The organism is Pseudoalteromonas aurantia 208 (assembly GCF_014858725.1).
Lineage (GTDB): Bacteria > Pseudomonadota > Gammaproteobacteria > Enterobacterales > Alteromonadaceae > Pseudoalteromonas > Pseudoalteromonas aurantia.
The window spans coordinates 863521-882250 of the sequence record NZ_AQGV01000012.1; the positions used below are offsets into that span (position 1 = coordinate 863521).

The 18730-nt window shown below is 39.4% G+C and carries 19 protein-coding genes and 3 tRNA genes; 8 read left to right on the forward strand and 14 right to left on the reverse strand.

Annotated features, from left to right (window positions below):
* Window positions 1-932: 932 nt before the first annotated feature.
* The gene (locus PAUR_RS07710) at window positions 933-2054 is read left to right on the forward strand and encodes an NAD(P)/FAD-dependent oxidoreductase (RefSeq protein WP_192507200.1); all 1122 of its coding nucleotides are present in this window, start codon (window positions 933-935) and stop codon (window positions 2052-2054) included.
* Window positions 2051-3727 (forward strand): nucleoside recognition domain-containing protein, encoded by a 1677-nt coding sequence (locus PAUR_RS07715; RefSeq protein WP_192507201.1) that lies wholly within the window; start codon window positions 2051-2053, stop codon window positions 3725-3727. Before PAUR_RS07710 ends, PAUR_RS07715 begins: the two co-directional genes overlap by 4 nt.
* Window positions 3728-3817: 90 nt before the next feature.
* Here the strand turns inward: PAUR_RS07715 and PAUR_RS07720 are convergent, their stop codons facing one another.
* From PAUR_RS07720 to PAUR_RS07745, 6 genes are all read right to left on the reverse strand, one after another.
* Window positions 3818-4993, reverse strand: coding sequence for an aspartyl protease family protein (locus tag PAUR_RS07720; RefSeq protein ID WP_192507202.1), 1176 nt, complete (start codon window positions 4991-4993; stop codon window positions 3818-3820).
* A gap of 343 nt (window positions 4994-5336) precedes the next feature.
* Window positions 5337-5792 (reverse strand): hypothetical protein, encoded by a 456-nt coding sequence (locus PAUR_RS07725; RefSeq protein WP_192507203.1) that lies wholly within the window; start codon window positions 5790-5792, stop codon window positions 5337-5339.
* A 441-nt stretch (window positions 5793-6233) separates the two neighbouring features.
* Window positions 6234-6310: transfer RNA gene (locus PAUR_RS07730), tRNA-Val, on the reverse strand.
* 27 nt (window positions 6311-6337) lie between these two features.
* Window positions 6338-6414 (reverse strand) — tRNA-Val (locus PAUR_RS07735).
* Window positions 6415-6528: 114 nt separating this feature from the next.
* The gene (locus PAUR_RS07740; protein WP_192507204.1) at window positions 6529-7539 is read right to left on the reverse strand and encodes a DUF3080 family protein; all 1011 of its coding nucleotides are present in this window, start codon (window positions 7537-7539) and stop codon (window positions 6529-6531) included.
* Window positions 7517-8866: an MATE family efflux transporter gene (locus PAUR_RS07745; RefSeq protein WP_192507205.1), complete on the reverse strand. Its 1350-nt coding sequence runs from the start codon at window positions 8864-8866 to the stop codon at window positions 7517-7519. Before PAUR_RS07745 ends, PAUR_RS07740 begins: the two co-directional genes overlap by 23 nt.
* A 381-nt stretch (window positions 8867-9247) precedes the next feature.
* Between PAUR_RS07745 and PAUR_RS07750 the strand changes: the two genes are divergently transcribed.
* Window positions 9248-9886: a riboflavin synthase subunit alpha gene (locus tag PAUR_RS07750; protein ID WP_192507206.1), complete on the forward strand. Its 639-nt coding sequence runs from the start codon at window positions 9248-9250 to the stop codon at window positions 9884-9886.
* A gap of 26 nt (window positions 9887-9912) precedes the next feature.
* Here the strand turns inward: PAUR_RS07750 and PAUR_RS07755 are convergent, their stop codons facing one another.
* Window positions 9913-10116 (reverse strand): CPXCG motif-containing cysteine-rich protein, encoded by a 204-nt coding sequence (locus tag PAUR_RS07755; protein ID WP_119860407.1) that lies wholly within the window; start codon window positions 10114-10116, stop codon window positions 9913-9915.
* Window positions 10117-10201: 85 nt separating this feature from the next.
* A complete protein-coding gene (locus PAUR_RS07760) occupies window positions 10202-11056 on the reverse strand; it encodes a fructosamine kinase family protein (protein WP_192507207.1) in 855 nt (284 codons plus the stop codon).
* Window positions 11057-11277: 221 nt separating this feature from the next.
* Here PAUR_RS07760 and PAUR_RS07765 point away from each other — a divergent pair, with 221 nt between their 5' ends.
* The gene (locus PAUR_RS07765; RefSeq protein WP_192507208.1) at window positions 11278-11976 is read left to right on the forward strand and encodes a DUF445 domain-containing protein; all 699 of its coding nucleotides are present in this window, start codon (window positions 11278-11280) and stop codon (window positions 11974-11976) included.
* 69 nt (window positions 11977-12045) lie between these two features.
* Here PAUR_RS07765 and PAUR_RS07770 read toward each other — a convergent pair whose 3' ends face one another.
* On the reverse strand, window positions 12046-12402 hold the full coding sequence (locus PAUR_RS07770; RefSeq protein WP_192507209.1) for a DUF3718 domain-containing protein: 357 nt from the start codon (window positions 12400-12402) through the stop codon (window positions 12046-12048).
* A gap of 269 nt (window positions 12403-12671) precedes the next feature.
* Between PAUR_RS07770 and PAUR_RS07775 the strand changes: the two genes are divergently transcribed.
* The 3 genes from PAUR_RS07775 to PAUR_RS07785 all read left to right on the forward strand — a co-directional run bounded on the left by PAUR_RS07775 (window position 12672) and on the right by PAUR_RS07785 (window position 16206).
* The gene (locus PAUR_RS07775; RefSeq protein WP_192507210.1) at window positions 12672-13475 is read left to right on the forward strand and encodes a hypothetical protein; all 804 of its coding nucleotides are present in this window, start codon (window positions 12672-12674) and stop codon (window positions 13473-13475) included.
* A 101-nt stretch (window positions 13476-13576) separates the two neighbouring features.
* Window positions 13577-14959 carry an amidohydrolase gene (locus tag PAUR_RS07780; protein WP_192507211.1) on the forward strand — a complete coding sequence of 461 codons (1383 nt, stop codon included), beginning with the start codon at window positions 13577-13579 and terminating at the stop codon, window positions 14957-14959.
* An 11-nt stretch (window positions 14960-14970) separates the two neighbouring features.
* Window positions 14971-16206, forward strand: coding sequence for an amidohydrolase family protein (locus PAUR_RS07785; protein ID WP_192507212.1), 1236 nt, complete (start codon window positions 14971-14973; stop codon window positions 16204-16206).
* A 118-nt stretch (window positions 16207-16324) separates the two neighbouring features.
* Here PAUR_RS07785 and PAUR_RS07790 read toward each other — a convergent pair whose 3' ends face one another.
* From PAUR_RS07790 to PAUR_RS07810, 5 genes are read right to left on the reverse strand one after another with little or no spacing between them, the layout of a single operon-like run.
* Window positions 16325-16654, reverse strand: coding sequence for a TusE/DsrC/DsvC family sulfur relay protein (locus tag PAUR_RS07790; RefSeq protein WP_192507213.1), 330 nt, complete (start codon window positions 16652-16654; stop codon window positions 16325-16327).
* Between the two features lie 2 nt (window positions 16655-16656).
* Window positions 16657-16926: a hypothetical protein gene (locus tag PAUR_RS07795; protein ID WP_192507214.1), complete on the reverse strand. Its 270-nt coding sequence runs from the start codon at window positions 16924-16926 to the stop codon at window positions 16657-16659.
* Complete coding sequence (gene tusC, locus PAUR_RS07800; RefSeq protein WP_192507215.1) at window positions 16926-17282, reverse strand: sulfurtransferase complex subunit TusC; 357 nt, start codon at window positions 17280-17282, stop codon at window positions 16926-16928. Before tusC ends, PAUR_RS07795 begins: the two co-directional genes overlap by 1 nt.
* Window positions 17279-17632 carry a sulfurtransferase complex subunit TusD gene (tusD, locus tag PAUR_RS07805; RefSeq protein ID WP_192507216.1) on the reverse strand — a complete coding sequence of 118 codons (354 nt, stop codon included), beginning with the start codon at window positions 17630-17632 and terminating at the stop codon, window positions 17279-17281. The genes tusC and tusD overlap by 4 nt, the downstream gene beginning before the upstream one ends.
* 55 nt (window positions 17633-17687) lie before the next feature.
* Complete coding sequence (locus PAUR_RS07810) at window positions 17688-18353, reverse strand: Bax inhibitor-1/YccA family protein (RefSeq protein ID WP_192507217.1); 666 nt, start codon at window positions 18351-18353, stop codon at window positions 17688-17690.
* A gap of 238 nt (window positions 18354-18591) precedes the next feature.
* On the opposite strand from PAUR_RS07810, the gene PAUR_RS07815 reads away from it, so the two are divergent.
* Window positions 18592-18682: transfer RNA gene (locus PAUR_RS07815), tRNA-Ser, on the forward strand.
* The last annotated feature ends 48 nt before the right edge of the window (window positions 18683-18730 follow it).

Below are 18730 nucleotides of genomic sequence, written 5' to 3' on the forward strand. Positions count from 1 at the left end.
TAGGCTTTTGAAAAATAAGCTTATATTTTTCAATTTTTAACCGTGTAACGGGGGAGTTGAAAATGTACTAAATACAACAACAGAATAAGTCAAAGAGATTACCTATAACGTGTTATTTAAGTAATTTACAAACTTAACATTTTATCGTTGTATATTATTTTGTTATTTCTATCTGGTATGAGCTCTTAGTTGATGTTTTAGAGCATTAGGAATGGCAGTACATCGAGAGGGAGGGCACGATAGTATTCATTCAAAATGGATGTATTCGGCATCATCTATAAAGCATTAAGGTTACTTTGACTCATAAGTACATATACTGCATTTTTTACAACTATTTTGACCGTAATGAGGTGTAAGGACTGAGTTATTCAGCACTTTAGGCACGAATAGGTTGATTAATGTTGGGGTACTCAGGGTGATAGTTATTTAGTGGTTTTTCCTATATTTTAGTGTGTTTTGTTCAACTACGTTATTGTAATAAACCTCAGCTCTGGATAAGCGAATTTGCCCAATTAAAGCTATTTTTCTCACTCTCGGCGTTGCTTTCATTTGTAATAGCCGGCTATTACTGCATAAAAGCGCCTAAATATTGAATAAAATATCATCATTGGTTGGATTGTACGTAAGTTTGTTTTCAAAACATTTTCTATTCCAAAACCCTTATCCAAACTTGAGGTTAATTAGTGAGAGTTGCTTCACTGCCATAGAAGCTTTTATATGAATTTGAGGTTGAGGTATCGGCGGTTTGGATAATGACCTATATCTGAACATTGCGGTGTTTTAGCACGGTAAGGTTTAAATTTATAACGGCTCGTTGCCTCGATACATTTTATACGCTTATTTGACCTTGTATCTTAAAAGAGATGAATTCTCATTCTTATCAGTATATATTGTTATGTTATAACGTTTGTTGTTTTTAGGAGAAGATCACTATGATAAAAACTGAAGTTGTCATTGTTGGTGCTGGACCTGCAGGCTTAGGCTGCGCGGCGTTACTTAAGCAAATGGGCATAGAGGAGGGGGAGTTAATTGTTTTAGAGCAGGGGGAAATAGGGGAAACTTTCTTAAAGTGGCCTGAAAGTATGCGCTTCATTACGCCTTCTTTTCCTTCTAATGGATACCATCAAACTGATTTGAACGCCATTACACCTGACACATCACCCGCCTTTAGTACCGGTAAAGAGCACCTAAATGGGGAAGAGTACGCGCAATATTTAAATTTGGTTACTCAGCACTACGACATTAAAGTTAATACACAAACACGTTTGAAGTCCGTTGTAAATTTAACCGATGAAGAGGGGTTTTTACTGGAAACTGACTCACTCAGCATCCGTTGTAATTTCATTGTTTGGGCTGGTGGTGAGTTTCATACACCGAACGTAAACGCATTTAGTGGTGCGTCATTATGTATACATAATAGTGAGATACAACGATGGAATGAGAAGGAGCAGGGAGCATACATCGTCATTGGTGGATATGAGAGTGGGGTTGATGCAGCATACAACTTAGCAAATGAGGGGAATAAAGTAACGGTATTGGATTTTATAGGTAATAATTCAGATTCATACGACCCAAGTATGGTTTTGTCACCTTATACGGCAGAGCGTTTAGCTAATTTAAGCTTATTGGGTCAGGTTGAGCTAGATGAGGAGTTTAAGGTTGCCTCGGTACAAAAAAAAGCTGACCAGTATGTGGTTACTTCCACCTGCGGTAAAGTGCTAACCTCCCGTTTCCCACCTATCAATTGCACTGGATTTGATATTAATTTGGGGCCTGTTGCAGAGCTTTTTGACTATCAGGTAAACGGGTATCCATTAGTCAATAAATTTGATGAATCAAGTAAAGTGAGAAATTTGTTTTTAGCGGGTTCACGTTTGTATCACGATCCCACGCTGTTATGTTTTATCTATAAATTCAGAGGCCGATTTTTTGCACCATGCAGTGTTATTGGTGAAGAACTGGCTTTAGATATGAGTATATTTCGACACTACAAAAAAGCGGGGATGATATTAAATGATCTAAATTGTTGTGTCGAACAGGAGTGTTTCTGTTGAAGACCCAACGGATTGATGTTGAAACCTATTATCCGGAAAAAAAACTAGACAGTAATTGGTTATTGATAGGTAAAGAGAGTGTTGGAAAAACCGCATTTATTGAGAGCTTAGTCGGTAAAAAGTCGACCAGCAGTAATTTACAAGGAAGCTCTTTATTCTGCCAAAATTATGATTGGAACGCGCAAACGATAATAGATACGCCGGGCATTCAAACCCGTATGGACAGTGTGGTAACCTCTCAAGTATTACAAAAGTTACATACCAGCAAGCAAGTTATTTTGATGGTAAAATCAACTGATTTACTGAGTGACCTAACCGACCTATGGCCATTAATACAGGGTCGGGTTGGTATCATTGTTGTTACTTATTGGGATAAAGTGAGGCACCGCCCCGATGTATGCCAAGAAATAGCACGGTTAAAAGCGGTTACGCAGCTTCAGTGGATCACAGTAGATAATCGTCGTGTTTCACCTCATCAATTACTCGAACTTGCAGCGGCACTAAAAGGGGCTGCTAAGTTTCCGAAGCAACCACCTCATTTAACGGCAAATTGGTCAGTCATACCAGGAAGGGCATTTTTTGAATTACCGTTAATAGGGCCGTTACTGTGTTTCATGCTACTTGTTCTTCCTACTTGGGTGTCTGTGGTGAATGCAAACGCATTTGCCGATTGGCTTTACCCCTTCATTGAAAGTGGCGCTAATTGGTTAAAAATACGTACTGGTACATTACCCGATATACTTAACCATATGTTGCTCGGGGACTATGGCGTTGTGTCGATGCTGCCTTTTCTTTTATTATATGCACTACCAACGGTATTAGTTTTTTCTGCCATTATTGCTTTGTATAAAACAACTGGGTTGGTTGATAGACTCTCGTTTAGTTTAGATCCATTTATGCAGAAGCTCGGGCTAAGTGGACGAGATCTTGTACGAGTGATTATGGGATTTGGGTGCAATGTGCCTGCAATTATTCAAACTCGTCATTGTTCATGTTGTACTCGGGGAACATGTGTCTCAGCAATCTCTTTTGGATCGGCATGTTCTTATCAACTTCCAGCAACAATTGCGGTATTTTCAGCAGCAGGTAAACCGTATTTAGCTTTACCTTATTTGGCAGTACTTGCAACAACCACTTGCCTATATTTATTACTGACGACATCGAAACGTCTGCGCAGATCAGCCGTATCTGCAAACTTATTAAATCGAGGGTTTTTACAACCGCCTAATTTGCAGTTTGCGATATCTGAAATGCTTGGTGTTATAAAAGAGTTCTTTACTACCGCTTTTCCGCTATTTATTGGTATTTGTTTAGCCGCAGGGTTTTTATCTTGGTTGGGTTTTTTCGGATTTCTAACAGAGGTTATTGCGCCACTGATGGCGTTGGTTAATTTACCTGAAGGTGCGGCAATTGCTGTGATTTTAGGGGCAGTCCGAAAAGATGGTTTGGCCATTGGTTTAATTGATAGTGCATCACAAAGCTTAAAAGTGTTTGGGATGTCAGATGTTCAGCTATTGTCTGCGGTCTACCTTGCTGGCGTGATGTTGCCGTGCATTGTATCTTTGCTGACGATTGTTCGAGAAATGCGTTGGCATTTCGCGATAAAAATGGCGCTGCGTCAAATGGCATGCGCTATTGTTTTTACTGCAGTACTGAGCTGGGGGTGGGGATAGGAATAGCTAACCGCAACTTATCTGGACAAGTCATACATTACATCAGTGATGACTTGTCTAGATATTCCTGCGGTCATTTATTAATTCAATTTACGGTATCGAATACCCAGTAATGTGACGACTTGTAAGATTGACACATTGCTTATGTTTTATACACACCATATATGCTGCTGGGGTTGCACTATAAGTCAGCCATTGATCTTTTGAAATCTGTTTTGTAGCCACTTTATTTAAGTGGGTAATAACATCACCTACTTTTATCCCCGCATATTGCCCAGGTAAATTAGGCATAACGTAGCGTACCAAAAATTCACCCGAGAGTAACTTTCGTACTTCTAACCCCATTAGGTTATAACGTGACGTGATAGGGCGACTATCTAAAGGAGTTAAAAATAACGTTTCAGTGAAGTAGTCAACGGTTGTAATGAACTGATTAAATATGCCATTACCAATGACCCAATAGTCTTCTTCATCCACATGTTCAATTAAATTTGTTTTGACGTTTGGCAAAGTCAACGTACCAAAACTCACGCTAGGGAGTGTAACGCGTTGATGCTCGGCTTTTCCGCTGAGACCGATATCTGCTCCAGTTACTTGGGCGTTGGGAAGTGTTAAATCATTATTGATAGGGTATTGTGCACTAAGTTTGAAGTAATGTCGGCTTCCGGTATCAATAATGACGTCATTTTTAGCGATATGACCCTGACCAAAATCAATTTTACCTTCCACGTATAGCTTACTCATGAAAATATCGAACGGGATAGAATATGCGTTTTTAGCTGCAACTACAGGGCTGTTTGATACGGTGACTTGCTTCGCTTCTTTGTTAAATGTCCAAGCAAAATGACGCATTAAATCATGCCCAATAACGCCATCAAAAATTAGCTCATCCTCACGTTGAAAATACTGAGTCTTGCTTGGTTTGATAAATGCTCCTTGAAAACCCTGAACTTCGATATCGGCAAACCTTAAAGATCGCATAGTCGTTTGATAACTTTTGCTATCTTCTTGGTCACCCCAGCCGCTTAATTCTAAATCGTAGCCTCTTGGTAAGTTCAAACTGCGAACTTTTGGCGTATCAAACAGCACTGTAAATGAAGCGCCTGTGTCTACCATAAACTTGAAATTATCAACGCCATTGATACTGCCGTAAACATACGTTTTTTCGCCAATATAATCAGTTTTGATATCAATCTGGCTCAATTGTGCGTGCCAGGTTGGCACTACATCATCATTTGCGCGGCGTAACTTTAAAATGTTGATCACACTGCAGCCATTGAGTGAAATAAATAGTAAAGTTATTATGACCAGTCTTTGATAATTGGTTATCACATTTATACCCCTAGAATACGTCGAGCACACAATGTTAGGGAGTAAGGTGTGAAGAGAATGTGAAAGCATGGAAGAGCAGCATTTCAAAGGTATACTCTCTCTAATGCTCCAGCGCTGCGATTACCGTGGTTGACCAATAGGTGATAGACTTTGAATGTATGTTTAAGGAGGGAGTATTGAAGTGATTGTGATTGACAAAAAAGATCCGCAAAATGTCAGCGGATCAACTTTTTATAACGATTGAAATCGTTGCGCGAATACGTTATTTATTTCTTGCTTAGTACGCTGGCTCACATACACGAACACGACGAGTTTCAGTTTTTACTGTATGGGTATCAACATCGCCTGTTACATTCTTACCTTCACGCCACCAATACTCGCACTGTTCACCGTTTACTGGGTAATAGCTTTCCCATGTATGTGACATCCACCGCGTTCCGCAGCTAGGCATGCTTCCTTCTTGCGTAAATGTTCTTTTTATTCTTAAGTCTTTCTCTAAAGACACTTTACGCCAGTACTTAGTCGGGCAATTACGGCTTGGGTTACTATTAAAGTGAAAGTACGGTAAACCATAATACTCAAAAGCAACTTCGTACTCACATTCAACCGTATGTACTTGTACTTGCTGGTTTTCGTACCAACAGATCTCGGGTGCGCGATCTTTTGGTGCAGCTAAAGCGCCGGTTGAAAGTAGGGCTGTAGCAAGACTCATTGCGAGTGTGTTTTTTAACATGATCATTCCTTTTTTTATTTAAGTTAATTGAACAAAAATAATACTAAAGGGTCTTTGTGTTATTAATATTTTATAAATAATACAGCTGTGTTACGTCGCTCTTTCAGAGGCGTCAAAGCAATGGATAGGATATGCCCACAGCACAAACCTTGGCTATCAAATATAGGAAACTGCAGGCTTACATAGGTTGTATTATCATCCGGTGATTATCGGAATTGAAAAGCCTTCACAATAAGATTGCATGGCTTGGGAACCATGGAGAAGCGCCAGTATCAGATACGTTAACGTGGAATTACAGAATAATTATCAGAAATAAATAAGGCAGTTACACCTAATTTTAATGAGGTAATATCTGTCTTTTTCAACTTGTTTTGATAGTGATAGTTGCCAAGCAGTTTCTATGATTATTGAATCAAATTAAGAGTGTTTTACATAAGAGAGTGGTACAACCGAGTGGATTCGAACCACCGACCCCTACCATGTCAAGGTAGTGCTCTAACCAACTGAGCTACGGTTGTATTATACATATTCTCTTTAGAAAGAGTTGGTACGACCGAGTGGATTCGAACCACCGACCCCCACCATGTCAAGGTGGTGCTCTAACCAACTGAGCTACGGTCGTACTATAGTGTTGTTATGTAATGAATATTACGTTGCAACGGCGGCTAATATATAGCGACTCAGCGTTTTGATCAAGCGAGTTTTCCATATTTTTGTTTGTTTGCACTTTTTTTATTCATTGAGGACGAATTTTGCACGTTTTGTAGAAAGTTTGCCACCATTTGACGTGTGATATTGCACTCGATTTTAACTGTGTAAGTAAAGACTGTGGGTCATTTTCATCAACCCATTGCACTAACTCAGGGTGATTCTGCCATAGCGCGGCCAAAAAAGGCGATACTTTTTGAAGCATACTTGTCAGTTGGGCTTGATAGCCCTGTAATTGACCTAAATAATATTTTGAAAAAATATTATTTAGGATGTGCGCTTTTTGTTTGTTTTTTCCGGACGGGCAAACTGTGTTCTCTATATCTACTGTGTGTAACCAGGCAGAGGTAGCCTGGTTCAATAAAACTTGTTGCCGCGCTGAAGTAATAACGCGCTGAACAAATGCATTTTTATGAAGTTTTTTAAGTACTGTCGTAATTTCAGTTGCCTCTAGGTTTTCTATTTTATCTTTTTGACTAAGCAGCTGTTTGAGTTGCACAAGTTGCGCGAGCGCTTCCAGTGTTTGGTTTTGTAATTCTGAGTGTCTATCGAAGGATACCTCAGTTGCAGCTAAATGGGTAAACTGCTTGAGCTCTCGTTCTGAAAAAAGCATGTGCTCGAAAAATAGGTTAAGTTGCTGTTGTTTTTCTCTTCGGGCTTCAAGTAGCTTATCCTTAATTAATGGGTTGTTTGTTTGCCCGCTATTTATACATTCATTGGCTTGTTGTACAAACTGAATACTGTATTTAAGCGCTTCACTTGGCAGTTGTACTTTACCTAATTGATTGTTTCTTTTTGCAATAGTTTGGCTGAGCCGACAATGGTTAATATTGGCCAGTTCAATAATAGAAATGCTTAGTGTTGATGTGGGTCTAGTTACGTTTGGATGATGTAATGACCGAGAGTCCGGTATGTCTGGCGTTGTGCTATTGAGTGCAGTGCTAAGTCTGTTTTGATACTCATGATAAATCTCACTGGGCTGGGGTGAGCAGCCAGTGAGAGTAAATATGCTTAAGCTAATCAGTGCTAATTTTAACAAGTCGACTCCTTACACTCAATAAGAGTAAAACTGCGGCAATACTTAAACCAACAATGATACCTATCCAGAATCCTCTGGGGCCCATCGCGGTAACTAAAAGGTCTGTTTTAGTTAATACGTAACCGAGTGTAAAACCGATAACCCAATATGATAAAAATGTGATCGCGGCAATGGGCTGGGTATGCTTTAAACCTCGTAATACACCATTTGCTGCAACTTGCAAAGCATCAGGTAACTGATAGATGCAAGCTAAAATAATGATGCTGGAAGCAAGTAATGCAACATTCTCGTCTTTTGTGTACAGAATGACAATGGCATCTCTGGCTATGAAAGTAATAAAGGCAACAAAGAACGCAATCATTACCGCCAGTAATAAGCTGGTGTTGATGGCTGATTTAAGCTGAGTATGGGCTTGTTGGCCTGATAGATTACCAATTCGAATAGCTATGGCCATTGATAGGCTCAATGGCATCATAAATAATATAACACTGACACTTGCAGCAATTTGATGGCCAGACACCGCAGTAGCACCTAAATCAGCAATAAACAGGGGGATGCATGCAAATAACGTCACCTCAAAAAAAGTAGCTAAACAAATAGGTAAACCAAGCTTGGTTATGTAACTCAGAGTTTTAATTTTAGGGGGGTCAAATCGATGGAGTAGCCATTTTCCTTTGAGCTTTTTACTGTTGAAACTATATATGAATTGAGCCAAGGCCATCACCCAAAATACTAAGGCTGTGGCGAGACCACATCCAGCACTTCCAAGTGCTGGCATTCCTAACTTGCCATAAATGAAGACATAGTTAGCCACGACATTTATGCATAAGCCAACAATGCTAATGTAAAAAGCAGGTTTCGTCAGGCCAACTCCTTCTGTGACATTCCTATAAACAGAAAATAGTAAAAACCCCAAAATGCCCCATTTTACAAAGTCGATGTAACTTTGTGCTAATGTGGTGATCTCCGTGGTTGTACCTAAATTGTCGAATACCAATGGCGTAAAGTTGGCCAATATAAAGCCAAATGTGGAAAGAATTAAGCACAAGTATATGCTTTGTTGGAAGTAGTGTTTAATGCCTTTTTGATCTTTGGCACCAAAGCAGTGTGCAACAATACTTGTTAAAGCCAGTAGAATACCTTGTAAAGAAAATACTAATGGATTCCAAATACCTGTCGCGATTGACAGTGCAGCTAAATCATTAGTGCTCACTTGACCTGCCATTATTGTGTCAACAACCGACATTAATACCAGCATTATCTGAGCTAAAAAAACAGGGGTGGCGAGCTGGAGTAAGCGTTTAGCTTCCCAATAACTGAACTTCATAATGATACTGCATTCACAAAAATACAATATTAGCGTTAGAAAGCATGAAAAAGCCAGACAATTAGATGAAATGACTTAGAATTTTTAGATGTTCAGGGTGTAGATTTGTTTAATTTTATGGTGTCTGCCGACTAAATAGAACGGAGTGGAAAAACGGGTAATTGCTGTTTAAGAAGAACTTAAAGTCCGCCGGTTAGGCTTTGTGGCTTGTTATACGTTGTTTTTGGTGTGGTAATCATTTTATATACGACCGTTTCGTTTAAACTCGACTTCGGCATGCTGCCATGTAATCTTGAAATATAAACATGCCCTTAAGATGCCTTTAGCCAATTGCCACAATAAGGTATCATTACTTTCTTAAACGTCTCGCTAAGGTATTCTATGTTTACAGGTATTGTACAAACTCAAGCTACGGTTATTTCGTGTAATAAATCAGGGGGGGTTTTGAGGCTGGTATTATCAGTCTCCAGTAATTACCTTAATCACTTAGATATTGGAGCGAGTATCGCGATTAATGGCTGTTGCTTAACGGTTGTACGTTATGAGGTTAGCCCTCAAGATGTGGTAGGGCAGGTCTATTTTGACGTAATAGATGAGTCACTGAAACTGACGAATTTAGGGTTTTTACAGCGAGGCTTAAAAGTAAATTTTGAGCGTTCATTGACCTTTGGTACTGAGCTCGGTGGTCATATTGTATCTGGTCATATCCATTGTATGGCAAAGATAAAAGCCATTGTGAAAGATCATGATAATTATCGAGTGCAATTGAGTCTCCCAAACGAGTGGCTTAAATTTGTATTATATAAGGGCTTTATAACCATTAATGGTGCGAGCTTGACGGTAGGTGAAGTGAATGCCACTGGCTTTTGGCTGCATTTAATTCCGGAGACATTGAGCATTACTAATTTGGGGCGTGCAGTTGAAGGTGACTTCTTGAATATAGAAGTCGACCAACAAACTTATACGATTGTTAATACAGTAGAAAATTATTTACGTAAAAGCACACAAATTGCGCAGTAGAGCCGCAGTATTCCTTCTGCCTCATATTAGAATATTTGTTCATCATCACTATCAACATGTAATTCAAGTTTATTAAAAGCTCGATCAATATGCATATTTAAATGGATCGGGTTGCAACAAGCTGCACAGTCTTCATAAAAATCTTGATCACCTTCACTGGTATCAAGGCTAACAAAGATATGATGGCCGCAATGTGGGCAACTAATACGTTGGTCATAAACAGTTTTCATTTGGCTCTCCATTAGGTCTTATTAACCTAATTATTGCGCTAATTTAAATATAGCAGCTAATGCCAATATGACAGCTTTATTGCTGTTATTTTAATATGTCGTGGATGTGCTGTTTAGCTTGATGCAGGTAGCTACCGGCAAACAGGTTGGCTTTGAGTAAGATAGGGTATAATTGATAAATTTCTTTGCGGCGGTTATCGTCAGAAAGTTTGTTTTGAAATGCGTAGTAGCCTTGATAGAACTCATCAGGCAGGGCGGAGCACAGCTCTGCCATAGCTAAATCTACCTCGCTGTCTCCATAGTAGCACGCTGGATTAAATAAGCAGGGTTTACCATGACTAAATGCAATGTTGTTGTGTGACAGCTGGCCATGAATGAGAGATGGCGTGATGTGATGAGGCAATAAGGTTTTGATGGTCGCAACAAATTCATCAATATTAACAAGCATGATACCTTTTTCAGCCAGGAGTTGCAGTTGCCAACCAATTCGATCTTCTGCAAAGAAAGTTTCCCATTTTTTATGCCATTGATTAGGTTGAAGTACTTGTTGAATGTAATTATCTTGTTCTAAGCCAAACATTTTTTGTTCATGACGCTGATGCATTTTTGCAAGTAACGCACCGCATTCGTGCCAGTTATCCATGCTATCACTGGTATCTAACCACTCTAATACGATAAAGCTAAAATCTAAGCTGGTACCTATGGTAATGGGATCACAGATAAGAAAATCACTATCCCGAGTCATAAGTTCGAGTGCGCTGGCTTCTGATTCAAATCGCTCTAAAGCTGTCAGTCGATCAACTTTCACTAAAAAGGTATGTTTGTCATTTGAAATTCTGTACAGCTTTTCGGCGCTGGGAGACGTAAGTAGTGCCTTATGCGTAAATTCAAATGATGTATGAAGTGCGTCAGAGATTTGTTGATTAACCATATTCCACATTTGAGATATTACCTGAAAACGACAACTGGTTAACTCAAACTATGGTTGAAAACGAAAAGAACTCAAATGAATAGAGCACTTTTTTCATAACTACCACCAATTAGGGAATCAACTTACACGATAATGGGTCAATAACTGCAAAAAACTAAAAATAAGATGAGGCGTATATTTTTTTTTGACAAATGTATAGAATGCCGCGGTAATAAATATAAGGTGCACAAATGAATAAAAGCTTAATAACAAATATCGTTACGGCAATATGTGTTGCTCTCGGATACCTTACTGGCCACTCAATCGTGTTTACTATCGGTATTTTTGCGCTTTCAGGGGCTGTTACCAACTTACTTGCTATTCATATGCTATTTGAAAAAGTGCCTTTGCTTTATGGATCTGGCGTTATAACGTTGAAGTTTAAAGAATTTAAACAGTCAATTAGACGTTTGATCCTCGAAGAGTTTTTTGATAAAGAGAAAGTATCCAATGTTTTGCAGAATCAACAGGATAATATTGATCTTGAGCCAGTTATTAAGAAGGTCGATTTGGACCCTGCTTTTGACACCTTAATAACTGTAATTGAGTCGTCTCAGTTTGGTCCAATGCTCACGATGTTTGGGGGAAGTGAAGCGCTACAGCCAATGCGCAGTACATTTGTTGAAAAAATGAAAGAAACATTGGTAGAAATAACGGAAGAACCGCAATTTAAATCGTTACTTGTCACTGAATTACTGGGCGGAAATACGACATCAGTACACGATACTATTGAACAAGCAGTCGATGAGCGTTTAGATGAGCTGACACCCACAATGGTAAAAGACATTATTCAAAATATGATTAAAACGCACTTAGGGTGGTTGGTCGTATGGGGTGGTGTTTTTGGTGGGCTATTTGGTTTAGTTGCGGCAATCATTAATATCTCTTAGTTAATAAAAAGCAGAAAAATTAATGCGTGAAACATCCGTTAAACGCACTAATTTATGTTTGTAATCCATCTATTTCGAACCAGATATAACAAGTGTTGTTTGTGTGTTGTTAATTGATGCTGATAAATCTCTGATATGTGTACTGGTTGTCATGTCAATATTTAGAAAATTAGCTGAGTTTTCTAGGTTGTAAAGTGTCGCAAAAGTATCAATAGACATGTTGTTACAAGCTAAACGGTTAGTGAGGACCGGGCGGCTAATGTTGTGCTCTCGAATTTCTTTGCGTAACGTTAATTTATGATTTGATGCAACAGCCATACACAATTGTGTTGCAGGTGTATTGTCAGCGGCAATAAATTCATTTGCTAGAGATGAAGACGATGCCAATAAGATTGCTGCGCTGCTTAGTACTGTTATTACATTCATGGGTGTGCTCCATTTGATTTTGGTCTGTAGACACCACTAAGTATTGCGGGTTTAAAAATGAATGCTGTAAAGCAATTTCGTCAGAGTGTAACTAAGTGTGTTAGTGTGAATGGTGGCTTGTAAGTGGTTGTTTTTAAGTAGAAAAACTGTTCATTCATTGACAAATTTTTTCATTTTTTTTTCAAAAAAAAACATGTTTACACTTTGTTATCAGCAATTTTTCTTTACGCTAGCAGTTCTTTAAAATTTAAAACTAATTATGTAAATTTATGTCAAAAAACTTCGAAGCTTTATCAAAATATTACCAAAATGGGTTAGCAAAATCGGTTGAGTTTAACCAGTGTTGTTATTATTGCGGCTGTGAGGCGACGCACATTGACTATTGCCCTCCATTGCAGCACTGCGAGCTCGTCATTGAGTTTTCAGAAACCGCTGACTTTATTACTGTGCCCAGTTGTTATGAATGCCATGGCTTACTACTGGGTCAAAGGTTGCTCACACTGAATGAACGAATCAAAGCACTTAAAAGTAGCTTAGCGAAAAAGTATGCTCAGGCAGTACGCGTTTATAATGTGTGGGAACACGATGAACTCGCGCAGATGAGTCCTGAGTTTCATACTAGTATTGAGGCCGGTATGCGTTTGGGCAAAGAAACGCAAATACGGCTAGATTTCCCAAGTTATATATTGGAAATATCGGGTGCTGAAGTGAAAGTACCAACAGCTAAAGTGGAGTTTTGTGTTGGTGAACAATATTTTGATGATTTTAAAAGTGCATTAGCGTTTTGCTATGCGAATTACACGTTACAAAAAAGCCAATTTTATGATTTGTTGGTGGGCGAATGTGCAGGTGATTTTAATAAAGCCATTAGTAAATATATGCATAGGCATAAGAAACCAGCTAAAACAGCACAGACGTCCGATCTAATTAAACAGTTTGCGAAAGAGCATAAACAAAACTCAGATTTTGTTGCAAGAGCGAGCGAACAGTTGCTAAAACGACATGCTGAACTTGACCTAGAGGGTGCACTTGCTAAGTTATATGAAGACTATATAGCACCAAAGCGTAATTAAAATCGATAAAACTCATCGTGAATTATTGCGTTTCAAGGTATTTAAATCGCCTTTTCACGATGAATTAGTTACAGTGAAAAAAAACAGAAGAGATGACAACAATGCAAAAATTTGCTCCCTCCGTATTAGTGTTAGCACTTGGTGCTGCGCTGGCGGGCTGTCAAGACCAAGGCCCGCAAAAAGACCACGTTAAAATAAACAAAAACCCATATCCAAGTACTTATGCTGTCTCTGACAGCAGTTCGACTTTGATCACGAATGCGACGGTACTAACCGGTACAGGTGAAAGATTAGATGCAGCTGATGTTTACATTGTTGATGGTAAAATTAGCCAAGTAGGCAAAGACCTAAATGTTAGCGCTGATAATACTGTTGATGCGCAAGGTAAGTGGGTTACGCCTGGCATCATTGACGTTCATTCTCATTTAGGCGCATATCCTAGTCCATCTGTTGAATCTCACCAAGATGGCAATGAGATGACTAGCCCAAATACTGCAGAGGTATGGGTTGAGCATTCGGTTTGGCCTCAAGATCCGGGCTTTAATCGAGCGAGAGAAGGTGGAATCACCACATTACAAATTTTACCTGGTTCAGCGAATTTATTCGGTGGGCGAGGTGTTACACTGAAAAATGTTCCTGCACACACAATGCAAGGAATGAAATTTCCAGACGCACCCTACGGCTTAAAAATGGCGTGTGGTGAAAATCCAAAACGTGTATATGGCTCAAATAAGATAGCGCCGCAAACACGTATGGGTAACATGGCTGGGTATCGTCAAGCTTGGATTGAAGCAACAGAATACAAATTAGCGTGGGAGCAGTATGATGCAGCCCATGCAGCAGGGTTAAACCCTGATGCGCCGAAGCGTGACATTAAATATGATACATTGCGCGGCGTTTTAGACGGCGAAATTATGATACATAACCATTGCTATAAAGCTGAAGAAATGGCCATGATGATCGACTTAGGTAAAGAGTTTAATTATCATGCTGGTACGTTCCATCATGGTATAGAAGCTTATAAAGTTGCTGATTTATTAGCTGATAACGGCAATTGTGCTGCACTTTGGCCAGATTGGTGGGGCTTCAAAATGGAAGCTTATGATATGGTACAAGAAAATGTTGCGATCGTAGATGCGGTGAAAAACTCTTGTGCCGTTGTGCACTCTGATTCAGATACTACGATTCAACGTCTAAATCATGAGGCTTCGAAGGTTATGCACACAGCTAATCGTAAAGGCTTTGACTTGAAAGAGCAGGATGCAATTAAGTGGATCACTTACAATGCGGCCAAATCGCTTGGTGTTGAAAAAGAAACTGGGTCATTGAGCCAAGGTAAGCAAGCAGATGTGGTTATTTGGGATAAAAACCCGTTTAGTGTATATGCAAAAGCAGAGACTGTTTATGTTGACGGCGCAAAGGTTTATGATCGGAATGATGATAAATATCAGGCGGTTAGTGATTTCATGCTTGGTCAGAGATAGGAGTGCACACCATGACAAAATTTAAATTATCGTTAATTACCGGTGCCTTACTTGCTAGCTCTTCAGCATTTGCACAGGTTACTGCAATTACCAATGCCACAGTGCATACATCAACAGAGCAGGGTATTTTAAAAGATGCTACTGTGGTGATTGAAGGTGGTAAAATTACCGCAATTAATCCTAGTAATGTTAATGCTGATATCACAATTGATGCGAATGATCGAATCCTAACACCAGGTTTTATCGGGTCTATGAATCAGTTGGGGTTAGTTGAAGTTGGTGCAGTTGCGGGCTCTCGTGATGCAGGAGATGACAAAGCGGGAGTTGACTTCGATACCAGCAGCGCATTTAATCCTCGCTCATCATTAATCCCTTATGCACGTAAAGGGGGAGTTACGCAAAACGTCGCTGTGCCATACGGCGGGGACAGCATTTTTGCAGGGCTAGGCTTTGTTGCTGATTTAAGTGGTGAATTTGACAGTGTAACAGACAAGCATACTGCGCTCGTGGTGCATTTGGGGGCCAAAAGTAAAGGCTCACGCGCTCTATCATATAAGCAACTAGTTGATAAGCTTGAAGAGCGTCAGCAAGCTTTGGCTAAAAAAGATGACAAGAAAGATAAAGATAAGAAGCCTTCGGTAGAAGAGACAGTATTAACGCAAGTTCTGAATGGCCAAATGCCATTGGTAACGCATTTAACTCGCGCTTCAGATATTCTTGAAATTATTAAAATCAAAGAACAATTTGGTATTAATTTGATCATATGGGGCGCAGACGATGCGCAGCTAGTGAAATCTCAATTGGCGAAAGCAAAAGTACCGGTGATCATTAGTGCCGTTTCGAACCTTCCCACTAGCTTTGATTCGCTTCATGCGAGCTTAGAAACGGCTGGAGCGCTTGAAAAAGCTGGGGTGAAGGTTATATTGTCAATCGGTGGTGACGGTAGTCATAATGTGTACCAATTGCGCTTTGATGCTGGTATTGCGGTGTCTAATGGCATGAGCCATGAAGGGGCAATTAAAGCGCTGACAGCCAATGTTGCAGAAAGTTTTGGTATTGAAGGCGGTAAAATAGCAAAAGGTGAAAGAGCCGATTTAGTACTTTGGAGTGCGGATCCATTTGAGATCAGTACTCATGTACAAAAGATGTGGATCAATGGTACAGAAGTCACGACAGAGTCTCGCCATGACAAATTAAGAGACCGCTATACAACTGAGTCTAAATTACCGAGAGCTTACACTAAGTAAGTTTTAAGTATGACAGGTCTAAAGATGGGCTTGCTTGTGAATAAAAAGGCGCTATTTAGCGCCTTTTTTACGAATTAATTCACACAATAAACAAGTGGAAATGGTGTAGAGTTTGAGTTTATATGCAACGGGCAGGTTTAGGTAATCCAGCAATTTTAGTTGCTTGCTTAGCAGGACCTTTTGGAAATAGCTTATATAAATACATACTATTCCCCTTGTCTTCACCGAGTGCTTTAGCCATAGCTTTGACCAGCATTCTAATCGCTGGACTCGTACTATACTCTTCATAAAAACCACGCACAAAGTGAATGACTTCCCAGTGTGCGTCACTTAATTCAATATTTTCTTTTTCTGCAATGATAGGCGCTAATTCAGGTGACCATTGAGTATGGTCAATCAAATAGCCCTGTTTATCAGTATCAATAGTTCGATGATTAATTTCTAGCATAGTTACCAAGTAATCGTTTTCTTTGCGCCATCGATGAGTTGAACCCATTCAATATCGCTAATAGCTGAGAAGGGTGCTTGCAATTCAACACCTCTTGTTGAAAGGCATTGAGACAATATATAACCATTATCGGTTAAGTTCTTAAAACTTGTTTGATCATAACATGCATCAGCAATTAATAGGATCCTATCGGTGTCACTGAGCAGCATAGAAATAGAATGTGTATTGTAGCGACTCAACGGTCTAGAGAAAATGTGAACGGTATTTATCATTATAGTGTTACCACCTGATCTTGTTGGTCCAAGAGTTGGCGCTGCTGTTCTTGACTGATTACGGTCACATCAATACTTAATTGGTCGGGATCTAGCTTAAATTGCTTTAGTGCGGTTTCACATACATATATATTTTCTACATCATATATTTCAAGCGTTTTAATTGATTTAAAGAAATCTTTAATACCAAGTTGTTGCGGCGACTGTTTAGGTTTTAAGGCCATGACGGCCGAGCCTTGGAATAACCAACTCACATTTTGGTCTATTGCGGCAAAAATCAAGGTCATATCTAACGCATCACGTATATGCATACCATCAAATGGACTGTGATCACTAATAATCATAATATTCTTCATTTGAATTGTATCCATTTGTCTGATGTTGCGCTGAGCATGGCAAACTCTGCAAGACCTGCAACTTTAAATATACCTGTATTTGTAGTATCAATACCGCGCTTTTCCGCTGCGGTTACACAAAGCATGAGTGTAATACCTCTATCTGTTAATGCTTGCCAAATAGCCGAAATATCTAATTCATCACTGGCTAGCTCAACATGCTGCGACGCATGATAGACACCATCTTGATACAAAAAGATGCACGGAATATGATGGCCGTCGTCTAGTGCTGCATGTGCAAAGCGGGATAAGTTATTCAGAGTTGCGTGATCAGATACGCTTGAATGCAAAGAAAGTACAAATTTACTCAAAGCTAGCCCATAAAAAAAGCCCCAATATGGGGCTTAGTTTACCAGAACAAACTGGTTAGTCATCATTTGCACCTAAAAGTGCAAGTAATGACGTGAATAAGTTATAGATATTTAAGTATAGACTAACAGTTGCCATAACATAATTAGTCTCACCACCATTTACGATACGGCTTGTATCATAAAGGATTAAACCAGACATCAATAATACCACCGCGGCATTGATAGCCATGAATGCGATGCTGCTACCGATGAAAATATTAACAATGCTAGAAATAATAACGACAATTAAGCCGACGGTTAAAAATCCACCCATGAATGAGAAGTCTTTCTTGGTTGTTAAAGCGTAAGCAGATAAGCCAAAAAAGATGAGAGCTGTGGAGCCGAGAGCCTGCATTATTAACAGTGTACCGTTAGGCATTGCAGCATAATGATTAAGTAATGGTCCTAAACCGAAACCCATAATACCTGTAAATAAGAATACTAAACTTATCGCAGAAGATGAGTTCGCTTTTTTCTGGATCAGAAATATAAGACCAAAGCCAATCAATGAACAAACTATACCTGTAAAACGAGGTAGAGCCATCGTCATTGAAATAGCTGCAGTGACTGCGCTAAAAGCAAGCGTCATAGCTAATAGAAAGTACGTGTTTTTAAGTACCTTATTAGTTTCGATTGTCGACATAGCTGGTTGAGCTGTGCCATATGAGTGATTAAACGCCATGTTAAACTCCTTAAGTGAAACAATGTTCCGATAATTAAACTGTATTAAGATTACCAAGAGTTATATGGTTGGGCAAACTTTGTCGATCAAATAGAGTCTGTAAAAATCAAAAAGTTCCAATTATTTGTGGCTGTTGCCGTATGTTTATACAAATGTACTGTTTTTTAATCAGTTGAGCGGTTTTTTTAAAAAAAAGCTTCACATTCTCCAAGGGATTCACTAATATTCGCCCCGCTGCGGAGAGATGGCTGAGTGGTCGAAAGCACCGGTCTTGAAAACCGGCAAGGGTTTGTAGCCCTTCTAGGGTTCAAATCCCTATCTCTCCGCCACTAATTTTATATAAGGCTTGTGAGGGATATTACAAGTCTTAGCAGTAA